The 16,961-nt window shown below is 73.0% G+C and carries 11 protein-coding genes and 1 pseudogene; 4 read left to right on the forward strand and 8 right to left on the reverse strand.

The genetic code is table 11. The features are described 5' to 3' along the window. Positions 1 to 28: 28 nt before the first annotated feature. On the reverse strand, positions 29 to 1,078 hold the full coding sequence (locus ACTVZO_RS03400; protein WP_443296907.1) for an AI-2E family transporter: 1,050 nt from the start codon (positions 1,076 to 1,078) through the stop codon (positions 29 to 31). Between the two features lie 125 nt (positions 1,079 to 1,203). On the opposite strand from ACTVZO_RS03400, the gene ACTVZO_RS03405 reads away from it, so the two are divergent. After that, positions 1,204 to 2,508: an MFS transporter gene (locus ACTVZO_RS03405; RefSeq protein WP_443296908.1), complete on the forward strand. Its 1,305-nt coding sequence runs from the start codon at positions 1,204 to 1,206 to the stop codon at positions 2,506 to 2,508. 18 nt (positions 2,509 to 2,526) lie between these two features. Here ACTVZO_RS03405 and ACTVZO_RS03410 read toward each other — a convergent pair whose 3' ends face one another. Further along, positions 2,527 to 4,311 (reverse strand): glycoside hydrolase family 3 protein, encoded by a 1,785-nt coding sequence (locus tag ACTVZO_RS03410; RefSeq protein WP_443296909.1) that lies wholly within the window; start codon positions 4,309 to 4,311, stop codon positions 2,527 to 2,529. 104 nt (positions 4,312 to 4,415) lie between these two features. Here ACTVZO_RS03410 and ACTVZO_RS03415 point away from each other — a divergent pair, with 104 nt between their 5' ends. Beyond that, the gene (locus ACTVZO_RS03415) at positions 4,416 to 5,294 is read left to right on the forward strand and encodes an endonuclease/exonuclease/phosphatase family protein (RefSeq protein WP_443296910.1); all 879 of its coding nucleotides are present in this window, start codon (positions 4,416 to 4,418) and stop codon (positions 5,292 to 5,294) included. Here the strand turns inward: ACTVZO_RS03415 and ACTVZO_RS03420 are convergent. After that, a pseudogene (locus ACTVZO_RS03420) lies at positions 5,264 to 6,316 on the reverse strand (alpha/beta hydrolase); the annotation flags it as partial. The gene ACTVZO_RS03415 and the pseudogene ACTVZO_RS03420 sit on opposite strands and share 31 nt — an antisense overlap. Here ACTVZO_RS03420 and ACTVZO_RS03425 point away from each other — a divergent pair. Next, the gene (locus tag ACTVZO_RS03425) at positions 6,276 to 6,428 is read left to right on the forward strand and encodes a hypothetical protein (protein ID WP_443303425.1); all 153 of its coding nucleotides are present in this window, start codon (positions 6,276 to 6,278) and stop codon (positions 6,426 to 6,428) included. The pseudogene ACTVZO_RS03420 and the gene ACTVZO_RS03425 overlap by 41 nt on opposite strands. 144 nt (positions 6,429 to 6,572) lie before the next feature. Here the strand turns inward: ACTVZO_RS03425 and ACTVZO_RS03430 are convergent, their stop codons facing one another. Further along, positions 6,573 to 7,511, reverse strand: a complete 939-nt coding sequence (locus ACTVZO_RS03430) for an aldo/keto reductase (protein ID WP_443296911.1) — start codon at positions 7,509 to 7,511, stop codon at positions 6,573 to 6,575. 163 nt (positions 7,512 to 7,674) lie between these two features. Here ACTVZO_RS03430 and ACTVZO_RS03435 point away from each other — a divergent pair, with 163 nt between their 5' ends. Continuing rightward, complete coding sequence (locus ACTVZO_RS03435; RefSeq protein ID WP_443296912.1) at positions 7,675 to 8,649, forward strand: endonuclease/exonuclease/phosphatase family protein; 975 nt, start codon at positions 7,675 to 7,677, stop codon at positions 8,647 to 8,649. Here the strand turns inward: ACTVZO_RS03435 and ACTVZO_RS03440 are convergent. From ACTVZO_RS03440 to ACTVZO_RS03455, 4 genes are all read right to left on the reverse strand, one after another. After that, the gene (locus ACTVZO_RS03440; protein ID WP_443296913.1) at positions 8,636 to 10,099 is read right to left on the reverse strand and encodes an Ig-like domain-containing protein; all 1,464 of its coding nucleotides are present in this window, start codon (positions 10,097 to 10,099) and stop codon (positions 8,636 to 8,638) included. The two genes, ACTVZO_RS03435 and ACTVZO_RS03440, sit on opposite strands and share 14 nt — an antisense overlap. Before the next feature lie 49 nt (positions 10,100 to 10,148). Continuing rightward, a complete protein-coding gene (locus ACTVZO_RS03445; RefSeq protein WP_443296914.1) occupies positions 10,149 to 11,630 on the reverse strand; it encodes a hypothetical protein in 1,482 nt (493 codons plus the stop codon). After that, positions 11,623 to 15,381 carry a bifunctional glycosyltransferase/CDP-glycerol:glycerophosphate glycerophosphotransferase gene (locus tag ACTVZO_RS03450; protein WP_443296915.1) on the reverse strand — a complete coding sequence of 1,253 codons (3,759 nt, stop codon included), beginning with the start codon at positions 15,379 to 15,381 and terminating at the stop codon, positions 11,623 to 11,625. The genes ACTVZO_RS03445 and ACTVZO_RS03450 overlap by 8 nt, the downstream gene beginning before the upstream one ends. Positions 15,382 to 15,728: 347 nt before the next feature. Further along, entirely contained in the window at positions 15,729 to 16,886 is a 1,158-nt protein-coding gene (locus ACTVZO_RS03455) for a hypothetical protein (RefSeq protein ID WP_443296916.1), read from the reverse strand. Between the last annotated feature and the right edge of the window lie 75 nt (positions 16,887 to 16,961).

Consider the following 16,961-nt stretch of genomic DNA (forward strand, 5'->3'; position numbering starts at 1 on the left):
GCCGATTGTGCACGACGTGCGGCACCCGTCAGGGCGAGTTCCGGAGGCGGGCATCGCGCAGGGCGGTGCGCACCGACCAGGTCACCGAGACCAGCGGGACCGCGACGACCGCGCCCACCACTCCCGCGGCGATGGCGCCCGCGACCACCGAGATCGCCACGACCAGCGGGTGCAGCCGCACCGCCCAGCTCATCACCAGCGGGTGCAGCAGGTGCCCCTCGATCTGGCCGATGACCACGATCAGCGCGACCACCACGCCCGCGACCAGCGGCCCCTGCGCGGCCAGGGCCACCACCGCGGCGACGGCGAGCGCGACCGGTGAGCCGATCAGCGGGACGAAGGCCGCGAGGAACTCCAGCAGCGCCAGGGGAACGGCCAGCGGGACCCCGAGGAAGTACAGGGCGACGCCGACGAGGACCGCGTTCGTCGCCGCGACCAGCACGATCCCGTGGGTGTAGCCGGTGAACGTGCGCCAGGCGGCCTGCCCGGCGACCGCCACCCGCTCCCGGGCCGACCCGGGCAGCTGCGCGCAGAACCAGGCCCACTGCCGGTCGCCGCCGTGCAGGAAGAGCACGGAGGAGAACACGGCGAGGGCGAGGACGGTGAGCACCTGCACCAAGTGGCCGGCTCCGCTGAGCGCGGTGCTGAGCAGGGTCGAGCGGTGGCTCGACAGGTACTGCCCGACGCGGGACTGCACGTCCGACAGCGCCCCGGGGTTGAGCCGGAAGGGCGGCTGCTCCAGCCACCGCTCGATGCGGCCCAGACCTTCGCGGAACTCCCTGACCAGGGTGGTGCTCTCCCCCGCCACCGCCTCGCCCACCAGCGCCAGCGCGCCCAGCAGCAGCGCCGCGCTGCCGAGCAGGCATACGGCGACCGCCAGGGACCGGGGCAGGACGCGGCCCAGCCCGCGGGTGGGTCCGGAGAGCAGCGCCGTCACGACGAGGCCGAGGAAGAGCGCCACGCCGATCTCGTGGAAGCGGCCCAGGACGGCGAAGACGGCGTACACGGCGGCGCCGACGACCAGCAGACGCCAGGCGTACGAGGCGGCCGTACGGAGGAACGCTGACACCGGCGGCATGAGCCATGGGTGCCACCGCGGAGCCCCGATGGCACGCGCGCGGCCCCGGATTCGCCCGTCCGGGGTGGACATATCGTGAATAAATCCGTTGCCCGAACGGATCCGGACACGGACGATGGCCTCTCGTGAGTACTTCCCGCTGGGCCGCCGTGCTGCCCGACTTCACCCCCTGGCGCTCCGGCCGCGACTTCCGCCTGCTCTTCTACCAGGGCACGGTCACGTTCTTCGGCTCGTTCATGGCCATGATCGCGCTGCCGCTCCAGATCAAACACCTGACCGACTCGCCGCTGGCCGTCGGCGCGATGGGAGCGGTGGAGCTCATACCGCTGGTGGTCTGCGGCCTCTACGGGGGCGCGCTCGCCGACGCCGTCGACCGGCGCCGGCTGATCCTGCTGACCGAGGCCGGTCTCGGGGTGCTCGCACTGGTCCTGCTGGTGAACGCCCTGCTCCCGGACCCGCTGCTGTGGCCGCTGTACGTGGTGGCGGCCGGGGTCTCGGCGCTGACCGGGCTCCAGCGGCCCGCTCTGGACTCGCTGATGGCCCGGATCGTGCCGCACGACCAGCTGACAGCCGCCGCCGCGCTCAACGGGCTGCGCTACCAGTTCGGCGCGATCGCGGGTCCGGCGCTGGCCGGCCTGGTGGTCGCGTTCGCCGGGTACGCCGCGGCCTACTCGGTCACCGTCGCCGGATTCCTGGTCTCCGTCCTGCTGTGCCTGCGGCTCGCGCCGGCTCCGCCGGTGGGGGACGCCGAGCGCCCCTCGCTGCGCGGGATCGCCGAGGGCGCGCGCTACGCGTGGAGCCGTCCGGTCCTGCTCGGCACGTACGCCGTCGACCTCGCGGCGATGTTCTTCGCGTTCCCGAACGCGATCTTCCCGTTCCTCGCGGACGAGCTCGACGCGGAGTGGTCCCTGGGCCTGATGTACGCGGCGGGCGCGGTGGGCTCCCTGGTGCTGGGGCTGACCAGCGGCTGGACCTCGCGGGTACGCCGGCACGGGCTGCTGGTGGTCTGCGGGGCGGCCGTGTGGGGGCTGGCCATCGCGGCCGCGGGCTGGTTCGCGAACATCTGGCTGGTGCTCGTGTGCCTCGCGGTGGCGGGCGCCGGCGACATGCTCAGCGGGCTGGGGCGCGCCACGATCTGGAACCAGACGATCCCCGAGGGGCTGCGGGGGCGGCTCGCCGGCATCGAGGTGCTCTCGTACAGCGTCGGCCCGCAGCTCGGCCAGGTACGGGCGGGCACCATGGCCGGCTGGACCGGTACCCGGACCGCCTTCTGGAGCGGCGGTCTCGCCTGCGTGGCCTCGGTGGCCGTGCTCGCGGCGCTGCTGCCGAAGCTGATCTCGTACGACGCGGACACCGACGAGGACGCGCTGCGCCGCCGTGCCGCTCGGGAGACCGAGGGCAAGGCGGGTGCCGCGGCCGCGGCACCGTAGGCGGCGGGTCGGCCCGGGTCAGCGCGCCGGGTACGTCAGGCCGTGGCCCAGGGGGAACAGCGGCGGTACGGGGACGGGCAGCCGGCCCCGGGCCGCGGCCGCGCCGGTGAGGACGCGGGCGGCGGCGCGCAGTTCGGTGTCGGACCAGGAGTAGGCCGCCAGGCTCGCCGCCACTCCGTCGAGGTGGGCGATGTCGTACGGGTTGCGCAGGGCCAGCGTGATGACGGGGATGCCGGTCGCGACGAGGCGGGCGACCAGTGCGCGCTGGTCGTCCGCCTCCGTGACGTCGTACGTGCACACCAGCAGCGCGTCGTGGCCCGCGGCGGCGGCCTCGGCGCGTTCGGCCCCCGCGGTGGAGGCGGTGAAGCCCAGAGCGGCGAGGGCCCCGGCGAGGACGGCGACGGGCGGCCCGGTGGTGCCCGTGGTCGAGGCCGGGGCCGCGCCGGTGACCAGGATCCGCGGGTGGGTGGCCGCGGACAGCGGCAGCAGGCCCGGATGTCCGGTCAGGACGGTGGTGGTGCGTTCGGCGATCCGGTCGGCCGCTGCCAGGTGGGCGGCGGTCCCGACGGCCGAGGGGTCCGTGCGCGTCGGCCCGAACAGCCCGAGCCGGTGCTTGAGGCGCAGGATCCGCAGCACGGACTCGTCGACGCGCGCTTCGGTGAGCCGGCCGCTCTCCACGGCCCGCATGACCGCCTGGTGGGCGCGGGGCAGCCGGGGCGGGTTGAGCAGCTGGTCGCAGCCGGCGAGCAGGGCCCGCACCGGGATCTCGTCGTCGTCGTACTTCTCGCGCACTCCGTCCATGCCGAGGGAGTCGGTGACCACGACCCCGCGGTGGCCGAGGCGTTCACGGAGCAGGCCGGTGACGATGCGGTGGGACAGGGTGGCCGGGTCGCCGGAGGGGTCGAGGGCGGGCACGACGACGTGGGCGGTCATCACCACGTCGGCGCCGGCCCCGACCGCGGCGGCGAACGGGGGTTCGTCGAGGGCTTCCCACTGGGCGCGCGTGCGGTCCAGGACGGGCAGGCCGGTGTGGCTGTCGGTGGCGGTGTCGCCGTGCCCGGGAAAGTGCTTGGCGGTGGCCGCGACGGACGCGGCCCGGTAGCCGCGGACCTGGGCGGCGACCAGGGCGGCGACGGCCCGCGGGTCGGAGCCGAAGGAGCGCACGCCGATGACGGGGTTGGCCGGGTTGGTGTTGACGTCGGCGACGGGTGCGTGGTTCTGCCGGATGCCCAGGGCCGCCAGCTCCGTGCCCGCGATGCGGGCCGCCCGCCGGGCGTCGGCGGGCGAACCGCCGGCTCCGAGGGCCATCGCCGAGGGCAGCAGGGTGGCGGGGCGGCCGATGCGGGCGACCGTGCCGTGCTCCTGGTCGATGGAGATCAGCACCGGGACCGGAACCGGCAGGGCCAGCGCCGCCCGCTGGATCCCGGCGGAGAGCGCGGCGACCTGGGCCGGGTCGCGGATGTTGCGGGTGTGGGCGAAGTAGACGATTCCGCCGACGTGGTGGCGGGCGATCAGCCCGGCGGCGTCCGCGACCCCGTGCAGCCTCCGGTTGGCCCGCTCGTCCACCGGGTCGGGAGCGTCCGCACGGTGCCCGTAGACGCGCACGACGAAGAGCTGGCCGACCTTCCGGGCCAGGTCCATGCCGTCGAGCAGACGGCGCAGGTGGCGCTCGTCGGGTGCGGAGCCGGTCACGGCCGCCGCGGTCCCGGCCGCGGCCGCCCCGTCGGTCATCGCCAGCGCGGTGCCCGTCAGGGCCGCGGACAGGAAGGCCCGGCGGGAGGGCGTACGGTGCGAAGGGCTCATGGTCCCGGAAGGTAGCCACCGCGCGCCGCCCCCGGCGGGTCCGCCACGCCGCCGCAGGCGGCGGGAAGCGGCCGGGGCGCGGCCCGCACGGTTACGGTCGCCCGGTGACGCCGACCCGCCGTGCAGCCCTGGCTCTGCTGGCCGCCGCCCTGCCCCCGACGGCGCGGGCGCCCGCTCCCCCGGCCCCGGCGTCGTTCCCGGTCCCGGTGCGCGTCGTCTCGTACAACATCCACGCGGGCGCCGGCGCCGACGGCGTCTTCGACCTGGACCGGCAGGCGGCGGCCCTGCGCGCGCTGCGCGCCGACGTGATCGGGCTGCAGGAGGTCGACGTCCGCTGGGGCGCCCGCAGCCGGTGGCTCGACCTGGCGGGCGAACTCGGCCGGAGGCTGGGCCTGCGCGCCTCGTTCGCCCCGGTGTACCGCATCGGCGGCCGGGCGTTCGGGGTGGCCGTACTGTCCCGGTTCCGCGTCCTGTCCTTCACGAACCACCGCATCACACGGCTCTCCACCCAGGCCCCGGGGCGGGCGCCGGCTCCCGCCCCCGGCTTCGGGGAGGCCGCCTTGGCGGTGGGCGGGGTACCGCTGCGCGTGTACGTCACCCACCTCGACTTCCGGCCCGAGCCCTCCGTACGGGCCGTGCAGGTGGCCGAGACCCTGGAGATCATGCGCGGCGCGCCGGGGCCGAAGATCCTGCTCGGGGATCTGAACGCGCCGCCCTCGGCGCCCGAGCTGGCCCCGCTGTGGCGCGAGCTGAGCGACGCGGACCCGGGCGGTGCCACGTATCCCGCGCGGGACCCGGTGAAGCGACTCGACTACGTGGCCGTGTCGGCGGGCGTACGGGTGCGGGCCGCGGGGGTGGGCGGCACCCTGGCCTCGGACCACCGTCCCGTCGTCGCGGACCTGCGGCTGGAGGTCCGGCCCCGCGAAGGGGTTCGGCCGGGGGCCGGTCGGCCGGCGCAGGACGTGTCGGCGGCGGGCCGCTGACCGGTGGTGAGGAACGCGGTGACCGTACGGTCGCCGCAGGCGTTGCCGTTGCCGAGGTAGACGCCGTGGCCGCCCTGCTCGACGGTGACCAGCCGGGCCCGCCCGCCCAGGGCCTCCCGCATCTTCAGGCCGCCGGAGTACGGGGTCGACGGATCGCGGCGGCTCTGGACCATGAGGATGTTGGACGGCCCCGCGCCGGTGATCCGGGTCGGCGCCTCCGCGGGGCGGCTCTTCCAGAAGGAGCAGGGCAGCACGTTCACCGGCATGCCCGCGGTGCGCGGGTGACGGGCGCGGTCCGCCTGGACCGCGCGCCGGTACGAGGCCATGGCCGAGGGCGGCCAGGCCACGTCGTTGCAGATCACTCCGACCACGACCGCGGCGTCCTCGTCGCGCAGCGGCCCCGCGAGCTCCGGCGGGAGCGCTGGGGTCCGCGCCGGGTCCCCGCGGTCGTGGACTCGCGCGGGGCCCGGTCCAGCGGGGCGGCGAGCGCGAGCACCAGCGGCCCGACCTCCTGTGCGGTCGGCGCCAGCCTCAGTCCGTCCCGGTCCCGGTCGGGGTGGGCGGCCCAGGCCGCGAAGTCGCGGAAGCGGTCCTCCGCGCCACGTAGCTCCCGTACGAGACTCCCCAGGCGGACAGCGTGCGCTCACCGAGCGCCTCCCGGGAACGGTCGATGTCGCGGACCTGGTTGGCGGTGGTGAGGCTGCGCAGCACGGCTCCGCCGTTCCGGGCGCAGGCCTCGGCGGTGCGGCGGGCACGGGCGGCGTTCTCGGCGATCTCGCCGTCGGGGCCGGGCCAGGACCGCAGGCTGGTCAGGTAGCGGTCCGCGGGGGCGAGGGCGCAGCTCGCGGTGGTGCTCCCGCCCACCCCGCGCGGGTCGAGGGCGACGAGGTCGTACGCCCCGCCCAGGGCCTCGCGCAGTGCCTCTGCCGGCCGCCGGGGTCGGAGCAGTCGAGGGGGACGGGCAGTTCGGCACACTCCTGCGTGGCGGGACCGCCCGGCCTGGCGCAGGGGTACCAGGTCAGTGCCGGTGCGGCCGTCCCGGTCCGGGCGGCCGCCGGGGCCGCGGCGGTCGCGGTCAGCGCGGTGGCCGCGGTGACGGCGGCGAGCGCGAGGATCAGGGTCTTGCGCGGGTAAGTCGTCATGGGGCAAGCCTTGTTGGCACCGCCCGCGGCACCCATCCGGCAGACCGGCCGGTGCCGGTGGGGCTATCCCGCCGTGCCCGGCTCCGGCTCACACCCCCCGGCCGGCACTCCCGGCCCGTACACCGCCTCCGCCGGCTCAGGGCAGCGGGACTCCCCTGGCCGTGACCCACAGCTCGTACCACTCCTCGTGCGTCAGGTCCGGCTCGCGGAGCGCCGCGTCCCGGCAGGCGCGGATCCGCTCGGGCCGGGCGGTGCCGATGACCGGGGCGATCCCGGCCGGGTGCCGGCTCAACCACCACAGCAGCACCGACTCGGGCGTCGTGTCCTTGCGCCGGGCGAGCTCGGCCAGGAGCTCCGCGGTGGCCCGTTCGGCGGCCGTCTGCTGGAGGCCGGTGAACCGCCCCTGCGCCAGCGCTCCCCAGGCCTGGAGCCGGATGCCGTGGTCGCGGCAGTGCTCCAGCGTGCCGTAGGGGAACCCGTTGTGCGTGGAGTCCGGGGTGTTGAGCAGCACCCCGGCCTCGACCCAGTCCCGGCTGTGCAGGCTCATCTCCAGCTGGTTCGCCACCAGCGGCACGTCGAGCCGGGACTGGAGCGAGGCGATCTGCGCGGCCCCCATGTTGGACACCCCGAAGTGCCGTACGAGGCCCTGCCGGTGCAGGGACATCAGTGCCGAGGCGATCTCGTCGGGGTCCGCGAGGGGGTCGGGGCGGTGCAGGAGGAGCACGTCGATGACATCGGTCCGCAGCCGGGCCAGGCTCTCCTCCACGCGCCGGACGACGCTCGGTCCGCGCAGGTCGTACAGGCCCGGGTGGTCCTTGGCGGCCGGCCGGATCCCGCATTTGGTCTGGAGGGTGACGCGCTCGCGCAGCCCCGGCGTCCGTGCGAGCACCTCGCCGAAGACGGCCTCGGCCTTGCCGCTCCGGTAGATGTCGGCGTGGTCGAAGGCGGTGATCCCGCTGTCCAGGGCCGCGTTGATCGCCGCCTCGGCGGCGTCGATGTCCGCCGGTCCGTACGGTCCGGGCTCCCAGCTCCCGCCCAGCCCCATGCACCCGTACAGCACCCGGTCACCGCTCATGCCCGCACCCTCCCTCGACACCAGGCCCCCACTCTATGGGGTGGCCGCCTCCCGGAATCCGGGCCCCGGCCCTGGCCCCGGCCCTGGACGGCACCATTCCGGTCCCGGCCGTTCCGGTCCCCCCGATGCACGGTCCGACCGGCCCGTACTCAATGATGGCGGGATGCACAGACACACCGGGACCGGGACGCTCCCTCGCTCGCGCCGCCTCGGCCGCGTGGCGACGGTCCTCGGTCTGCTGACCACCGCGGCCTGCACGTCCGCGCCCGGCTCCGCGGTGCCGTCGGCGCTCACCCCCGGGGCCACGCACGACACGGTGTCCGTGGCCACCTGGAACATGTGCGGTGTGGAGCAGTGGGGCTGTGAGGACAAGGGCGGCCCGGACGACAAGTTCCAGCAGCTGCGCGCCCTGGCCGAGGGGCGCGGGGTGCGCGTCATGCTCCTCCAGGAGGTCTGCTCCGATGACCTGCTGGCGGCCGCCCGGCGTCTGGGCAAGGACTGGCACAGCGAGTTCGACCCGTACGTCAGCGTGGACGAGGCGGGCCGCAGCGTGCCCGTCGGCTGTACGGGAGAGGGCCGGGGGCAGGCCGGTTCCGGCCTGCTGGCGGCGTCTCCGCTCACCGAGGTGCAGGCCGTGGCGACCCGGCAGCCGACCGCCGGCGTGCACCGGCGGTTCCTCTGCGCCCAGGTCCCGGCCCAGGGCGTACGGGTGTGCAACGGACACGTCGCGCTGCGCGGCACCGATACGGCGCACCCGGACCGGGAGTTCCGGGAGGACCATCTCCGCTCGCTCTTCGAGGCCGCGTCGGAGCGCGACCGCGACCGCACGGTCGTGGGCGGCGACTTCAACTCGTCGCCGCCGGTCGGCGGGAGCCCCACCGCCTGGCTGTGGCCGGCCGAGGCCTACACCACGTTCCAGGAGTGCGACCAGAAGGGCGCCTCCCGGGCGGGACGCCGCACCCACGAGGACGGGGCGAAGATCGACTACCTGTTCACGGCGCTGCCGCGCACCGGGTGCCAGGTCGTGGAGACCAAGGCCTCCGACCACCGGGCCCTGGTGATGCGGGTGAGCCGTCCCGCCCCGGCGGTCACGCAGTCCCCGGAGGTCCCGCAGGCCCCGGAGCTCAGTACCTCGTAGCGGTGTAACCGCCCTGCGTCGGCACGATGTAGGCGTTCATCAAGGCGAACGGGACGGAGGCCCAGGCGGAGGCGTTGCCCGCCGCGTCCACCGCCACGGCCTCGACCACGTGGTCGCCCTCGTTCCAGGCGAAGGCCGGATCCCAGGTCCAGGCACCGTCGGCCGTCACCTCGCAGGTCCCCAGGCCCGCGCCGCGCTCCTGGAAGTCCACCCGCACGGCCCCCGGGGCGAGGCCCGTGAAGCGCACCGCCGGACCCTGCACCTGCTGCCCGGGGACCGGGGAGGTGACGGACAGGACGGGCGGCTGGGCGGCCCCGGCGGGCTCGTCGGTGGCGGTGAACACCACTTCGGTGCGCCCCGAGTGGAAGTTGTCCGCGTCCACCCCGAAGAGCCGCACCACGTGCCGCCCCTTGGCCCAGGGCGTCTCCCGCTCCCAGATCCAGCTGCCGTCGGGGCCGACCGGCGGGGACGCCTGGAACTTGCCGTTCTCCCAGATGCTGACCCGCACCGCACCGGGGGCCGACCCCGCGAAGCGGATCGCCCGCGCCGGCAGCCGCTCGTCCGCCGCGGGCATCAGCACCACGGGCGCCGGGAAGTCGTCCCCGCGCACCTGTGAGGTCGCCGACAGGTACGCGTCGATCGCCGACGTATCGCGCTTCGGCTCCTCGAGGCCGTTGCGGACGGCCCCGATCCGGGGGGTGATCCCGTGCGAGACGAGGTTCAGCAGGCTCACCAGGGAAGGGATGTTCCGCGTGGTCACCTTGTCGTGGCCGGAGATCAGGGGAGAGTCGTTGAAGATGAAGTTGAAGTTCTCGTAGCCCTGGAACAGTCCGAGGAACGGCTCGATGTGGATCGGGTACTGCCGGTCCTGCGGCGAGGAGACGAGGTAGATGTTGGCGGCGCGGTTGGCGCTGCCGCGCACCACCTCGGGGAGGACCGAGTCGAGGAAGCGCACCTTGTCCTCCGTCACCTCCCCCATCATCGCGCGGGCGGCGTTCGCCATGGCACTGACGACGAACGTGCCGATCCGGAACTGGGGAGCGCTGGCGATGATGTTTCGGTAGCCGAACTTCAGCCCGAAGTGCAGCGCCGCGCTGCCGCCCTTGGAGCTGCCGAACATCGTGCACTGGTCCGGTGTCAGCGACAGGGCGTTCATGACGCGCGCGATCAGCCCGGCGACCGACTGCTCGATGCCGAAATCCATCCCCTTGCAGAGGTAGTAGCTGTTCGCACCGTCGAAGGAGTCGCGGATCCACAGGATGTTCGACCGCACGTTTTCGAGGATTCCGCCCCCCATCCCGTACTCGTCGGGCGCGTTGAGGTTGGCGAACACCACGACGAGGTGGCGGCTGCCGTTCTTGGCGTGGGAGAACCGGTACTCGACGGGAACCGGCCCGGAGGGGTCCACGCCCGTGATGACGCGGCGCTCGTTCTTCGCTGTGCTGGACATGCTCGGAATCCATTCTTGTGACCGGCCTGGCACGAACCCGCCCCGCGGATCAGTGCCTCGCGCCGGAGTAGCCGCCGGGCCCTTGCACCGGGTGCGAGCCGCCCACCGCGAACGGGACGGAGATCCAGGCGGAGGCGTTGCCCCCGGCGCCCACCGCGACGGCCTCCACGAAGTGCGGCCCCTCGTTCCAGGCCCAGTTCGACTCCCAGCTCCAGGTGCCGTCCGCCGCGACGGGGCAGGCGCCCAGGCTCATCCCGGCCTCCTGGAACTCCACCCGCACCGCGCCGGGGGCGAAGCCCGCGAACCGCGGTACCGGGCCCGGCACCTGCTGGTGGGCGCCCGGCGAGGTCACCGTCAGCGCCAGGGGCCGGGCGGGCGCGGCACCCGGATCGGGGGCGTCCACCGGGTCCACGACCGTGAAGACCACCTCGCTGCGCCCGGAGTGGAAGTTGTTCGCGTCCACCCCGAAGAGCCGCACCACGTGCCGCCCCTTGCCCCACGGCTTGTCCCGCAGCCAGCTCCAGCTGCCGTCGGGGGCGACGGCCGGGGAGCCCTGGAACTTCCCGTCCTCCCAGATGCTGACCCGCACCGCACGCGGGGCGGAGCCCACGAACCGGACGGCGTGCGCGGGCAGCCGCTGCTCGGCCGCGGGCATCAGCACCACGGGCGCCGGGAAGTCGTCCCCCCGCACCTGGGAGGTCGCCGACAGGTACGCCTCGATTCCGGAGGCGTCGCGCCCGGGCTCCTCGTAGCCGTAGCGGACACCGCCGATCACGGGGCTGATTCCGTCGACGAGGAGGTTCAACAGCCCCATGATGACGGGGACGTTGTGCGGCACCACCTGCGCGGAGCCGGTGACCAGGGTGGAGTCGTTGAAGACGAGGTTGAAGCGCTCGTAGCCCCGGAACAGTCCGAGGAACGGCTCCACCTGGCGCGCGTGCTCCTCGTCCTGGGGCGAGGAGACCAGGTAGATGTGGGCACCGGGGTTCGCCCGGCCGCGCACCAGGTCGGGGAGGAGCGAGTCGAGGAAGCGCACCTTGTCCTCCGTGACCTCCCCCATCATCGGCTGCGCCGCGCCCGGGAGGCTCTCCCTGACGTACGTCCCGATCAGGAACCGGGGCACGCTGGTCACGATGTTGCGGTAGCCGTACTTCAGGCCGAAGTAGAGGGCCGCGCTGCCGCCCTTGGAGCCGCCGATCACCGTGCACCGGTCCGGTGTCAGCGACAGGGCGTTCATGACGCGCGCGATCAGCCCGGCGACCGACTGCTCGATGCCGAAGTCCATCCCCTTGCACAGGTAGAAGCCGTTCGCACCGTCGAAGAGGTCGCGGATCCACAGGACGTTCGCCCGCACCTTGTCGAGGACCCCGCCCGACATCCCGTAGTCCTCGGGCGCGCCCGCGTTCGCGAAGACGACGACCAGGTGCCGGTTCCCGTTCCTGGCGTGGGAGAACCGGTACTCGACGGGGACCGGCCCGGAAGCGTCCACGCCCGTGACGGTGCGACGCGCGTTCTGGGCTGCGTTAGACATGCTCGGAATCCATCCTTCTCACCGTCTGCCGCGGCATCTGGCCCAGGGTGCCCGCGTTCCAGGGGCCCGGCTGGACCGGGACGCCGGCGGGGGCCGCGCCGACGGCCGGCGCCTGCGCCCGGGCGGGGTCGAGGTCTCCGCCGGCGATCAGGATGCGGTCGGCCAGCCTGGCCGAGGCGTAGCCGTCGTCGAGGTCGCAGAACTCCTGCTGGAACCAGCGGTAGCGGGCCGCGTAGCCCTGCTGGATGCGGTCGATGTTGCGGATGGCACCGACCAGTTCCGGGGAGTTGTACAGCAGGGGACCGGGCGCGGACTGCTCGAAGTCGAAGTAGAACCCGCGCAGCGTGTCCCGGTAGTGATCGAGGTCGTACGTGAAGAAGAGGATCGGCCGCCCGGTGTTGACGAAGTCGAACATCAGGGAGGAGTAGTCCGTGATCATCACGTCGGTGATCAGGGAGAGGTCCGCCATGTCCGGGTAGTCGGACACGTCGAAGACGAACCCGTCACCGGCGCCGGGCACCGGGTCCACCACGTTGGGGTGGCGGCGCACCAGCAGGACGTGGTCGTGGCCCAGCTGCGCCCGGGCGTCCTCCAGGTCGATGCGGAAGTCGAGCTTGTACTTGCCCGGGGCGTAGAACTGGTCGTCGCGCCAGGTCGGTGCGTACATGACGACGCGCTTGCCGGGCGGGAGGCCGATGCGGCGGCGCACCTCCGCCGCCCGGTGCCCCGAGTCCGCGCGGCGCAGGACGTCGTTGCGCGGGTAGCCGCTCTCGACCATCTCGCCGGGGAACTGGAAGGCGCGCTGGAGGATGGGGGTGCTGAAGCTGTTCGGGGACGCCAGCATGTCCCAGTTCCGCACCTCCTTCTCGACGCGCTCCAGGTACCGCTTGTCCGCGAAGTGCACGGCTTCGATGTCGTGCCCGATCTTCTTGAGCGGCGTGCCGTGCCAGGTCTGCACGACGACCTGCCCGTCGCGCTTCTGGAACCAGTCGGGCAGATGGTTGTTGGCGACGACGTACCGGGACCGGGCCATGGCCGCGTACCAGTCGGGGGACCACATGCGGACCGCGCGGGCGGTCGGGGGAACGGCGACCTGGTCGTCGCGCACGACCCACAGGTGCTCGAGGTCGACGCCCCGGCGGACCAGCTCCTCGTGCAGGGCGCGCGGGCTGTCGGAGTACTGGGTGCCCTTGAAGGCGTCGAACAGCACCGCCTGCCTGAGCGGCTTGCGCCGGGCGTCGGGATAGGCCTTGGTGCGCAGCAGCTTCTGGCGGTAGGGGCCGCGGGCCTCGTCGGGCATCGCCGAGTGGACCAGGAGGGAGAGCCGGTCGTACGCCTCCGCCTGCATCTCGTAGCGGCGCTCGTCGGCGGTCAGCTCGCTGGGGAACGTGGGGATGAGTTCCTGGGCCATCTTGACCATGAGGTCGCCGGACCGGTTCTCCGGGGTGACCGCGGAGGGGTCCTGGCGGCGCAGGAAGAAGTCCCAGCGGCCGGAGGCCAGCGGGACGTCGCCGGCCAGGGTGCGCATGGCGGCGGGCGTCAGGACGAAGCGGAACTCCTGCCCCTGCCAGGTGATGGGGACGACGCGCTCGGCGCCGTGGGCGCGGGAGCGGACGACGATGTGGGCCGCGGCGTACTCGGACGCGCCGAGCATGTCCTCGGCCGCGTAGCCGACGACGATCTCCGCCGAGCCGTCCTCGCGCCAGGTGACGGAGCGGGCGAGCGGCAGGGTGTCCCGCTCGAACAGCACCACGTAGCCGGAGCCGTTGCGGTGCACGACGACCTCGCGGTCCGCGTTCGGCGTCTGGAGCCCGGCCGGAAGGCGGTAGTGGCCGTCGGCGGCCTCCTCCGCCATCACCGGGTAGATGGCCGCCTTGCGGCCCTCCACGTGGAGGGTGGTCTTCCAGCCGTTGGCGCCGGTGTTCCAGGTCTGCGGGACCCCGTCGCCGGAGTTCGTGCGGTGGCCGGGTACGAGCGCCTTGACGGGGATGCGGGTCACGAAGGTGTACCAGCCCTCGCCGCCCGGCTTGAAGTGCACCCAGGAGTCGTGACGGCCCGCGCCGCCCATGCTGGTCACCCGGAACTTGCCCCAGTCGGGCAGCTTGGGTCCGAGGTAGACGCCGCCGAGTTCGATGGCGTCGCCGACGATCCGGTGCCGGGTGATGCGGCAACGGACGATCTCCACGCGGAGCTTGAGCTTGCCCTGGAGGAACAGCGGTACGACGCGGGTGTTCTTCTCGACGTACCGGTAGGGCGGGTTGGCTGCGGTGCCCGCGCCGCCGCGCGCGATCCCCTTGTAGCGGAACAGACCCCGGCTCAGCACGCCGGCGGCCACGTCCCAAGTCCCCTCGACCCACTTGCCCTTGCGCTTGAGTCGGGAGGCGTCGAAGCCGACCTGGAACCCGGACCAGTCGTAGCAGTAGCGGTTCTGGTTGGAGTGCTCGGTGGCCGTCGGGTAGTACGTGGTCTTCGCCTTCGCGACGACGACCCGGCCCTGCTTCTTGTTGCGCAGCGCGATGGCCTTCATCGACATGTGCCGCTTGTGGACGTTGATGAAGCGGACGTAGGCGGATCCTTCGAGGGACAGCTGTCCGGAGTCGTCCCAGCGCGCGCTGGTCAGCGAGCCGTGCAGCGACAGTTCCTTGTCGAGCCGGTAGGCGCTCTTGTCGAGGCCTATCGACCGGTCCCCGAGATAGGGGTAGTTGAGGTACCGGTGCAGGCGTCGCTGGACGGGCAGCGGGCCGCCCTTGCGCTCGAACTCGACGACGTCGAGCAGTTCCTTCAGACGGCCTTCGCGCACCAGCAGCCATTTCACGCGGGCGTCGGCGGGGAGTTCGCCGATGATGTCCTCGTCGGCCTCGTCGAGGAACTCGTTCGCCCAGTGCATGAAGGCGTCCCGGTATTGCGCGTCGGCGTCCGGAAGCACCTTCAGATGCAGCATCAGGTCCGACTTCAGGCAGGCGAGGTCGTACTTGCGCTTGTGCTCGCTGTACGACCGGGCGCGGTGTCCGGCGAGGAACCGGCTGACCGACTGCACGGCGGCGACGCGGTCCTGCAGATTGCTGAATTCGGTGTGCCGCTGGGTGATGGAGGGTGCGGCGCCTCCCTCACGCCGGCGCCAGAAATAGACGATATCCGTGAGGATGTCCACTTTGGTCGCGCGGAAATGCGCGAACATGTTGACCCAGGAGTCCTCGTACATGACCCCCTCGGGGAAGGCTATGTAGTGGTAGTCCCAGAAGGAGCGCCGGAACAGCTTGTTCCAGACGGTCCGGTCGTAGATGAGCTCCGGCACCTTGGTGATGTGGGTGCCGCGCTTGCTGCGCTGCATGGGCGCCTTGTGCAGCGGGGACTGCCACTTCTTGGTGGAGTTCATCATCTGCACGTTGCCCGACACGAAGTCGGAACCCGATGCGTCGAGGGTGCGGACGAGCAGCTCGTAGGCGTACTCGGGTATGACGTCGTCCCCGTCGACGAACGCCAGGAACTCCGCCTCGGGATGAGCGGCACGAATGCCGACATTGCGGGCGTGTCCCGGCCCCATCGGCTCCTGGCGCAGCAGCCTGAACCGGGAGTCCCGGCGGGCGAAATCGGCGGCGATCGCGGTCGAGGAGTCGGTCGAGCCGTCGTCGACCATGACGACCTCGAGGTCGGGGAACGTCTGCCGGGCTATCGACTCCAGGCACTCCTCGAGGTAGATCTCGACGTCCTGGAAGGGAACGACAACACTCAGGCGGGGCGTACCGGCCACTCAGAAAACTCCTCGATTGCCACTCTTCTCGGGGCGCTGGGCTCTTCGCCGTGACGTAGGGCCGGATCCGCCCCCGACTCCGACCACCGCCGCCCCGCCCCTCGCCTCGCCCGTCCGGCCCGGTTCCTGGCCGCACACTTATGCGACCCTCACAGGGCGTGTGCAGCCTAGGCCAATCGTTTGACGCCGAGCAAGTATTCGGAAACTCCCCGGCCACACAAGGTTTCGCATGTGTTAATGAGCAACTACATCCCGGCTCCAGCGGGCTCGCCAACTGCGCAGTTGGGCGGGAGAAATACCGGAATGACCAATTCACCCCACGGGGCAGGATGACTCGGTGATGAAGGTCACCCGACGCGGCGCCAGGCGCCGAACGCGAGCCCCTCCGCCATGAGATCCTGCCGGGCGATCCTCAGCCCGCCATCCGTGTCGATCATCGCGATCGTGACCGAGCCGCGGGCATCGAGGGCCATGGCCGGGAGCCCCGCACACCGGTCCCCCACCGGGGCCCACCAGGCGCCGTACTGCTCACCCTGCGTGGGATAGGCGGCGATCTCCGGGTGTCCCCCGGCGCCGCGCTGGAGCAGGATTGTGCAGTCGTAGCCGTTGACGGGCGTACGGACGGCGCCGACCGGGCCGACCCCGCCCGCGCCGCCCAGGGACATGAACCCGCCCGTCGTCACCGCGCCGGTCTCCGGCGGCCGGCACGCGACGACGGTTCCGTCCGCCGGGGCGCGCCAGAAGTGGGTGGCGACACCGGGGCTCGTCTCGACCGAGCTGTACGTGCCCTCGACGGCTTCGGCCTCCATCCGGCCCAGCCAGGCGAAGGCCCCGTTTCCCGGCTTCTCCTGGCCCAGTTGCACGGCGCCGCCGCGGAAGGGGGCGAGGAAGCCGACGCGGCCCCCGGTCCGGACGGTGGGCACGACGGCCCCGCGCACCCACTGGAGCTCGTGGTCGGCCCACGCCGCCCACGATCCGTCGGTCTGCTGGGTCCGGGCGCGGACCCCCACTCCGAAACGGGTGACGAAGTAGTGGAGGGTGCCGGCTCCGTCGGCGAGGACGACGGGGGCGCCCGGGGCGGGCGCCGAGGCGTCGCCCGGAGGGAAGGGGTTGCCCATGACGCGCCAGTCGCTCAGCGGACGACTTGTCTGATATTGGGCGGCCATGACGAATTCGCGGCCTTCCGGCGCCCCGTCGCGGTGGCGGGTGGCGGCGAACCAGACGAATCCACTGGAGTCCTGGGTGAGGGTGAACCGTCCGGTCCAGCCCGCCACGGGGAACAGGTCGGGCCCCTGCCAGACGTCCGAGCCGGGGGCCGACTCGGTCCAGCGCACCAGGCCCTCGGCGCAGCTCGCGTAGGCGGTCAGCCGGCCGTCGCGGCCCAGGCGCAGCCAGCCCGGGGCGCCGTGTCCGGCGTCGGCCGCCGCGGCGATCTCGGAGCCCGGGACCACGGGCTCCCCGGAGGCGGCTCCCAGGTCGGTTTCCGCACGTCCGCGTCGCGCCATGTGCTGCCCACTCCTGACCGATATCGTCCCGTATGTCCGGCCTGGTCCGGCGGGCCGTGGGACAATTTACGGCAG

Source organism: Streptomyces sp. IBSNAI002 (assembly GCF_052244475.1).
Lineage (GTDB): Bacteria > Actinomycetota > Actinomycetes > Streptomycetales > Streptomycetaceae > Streptomyces.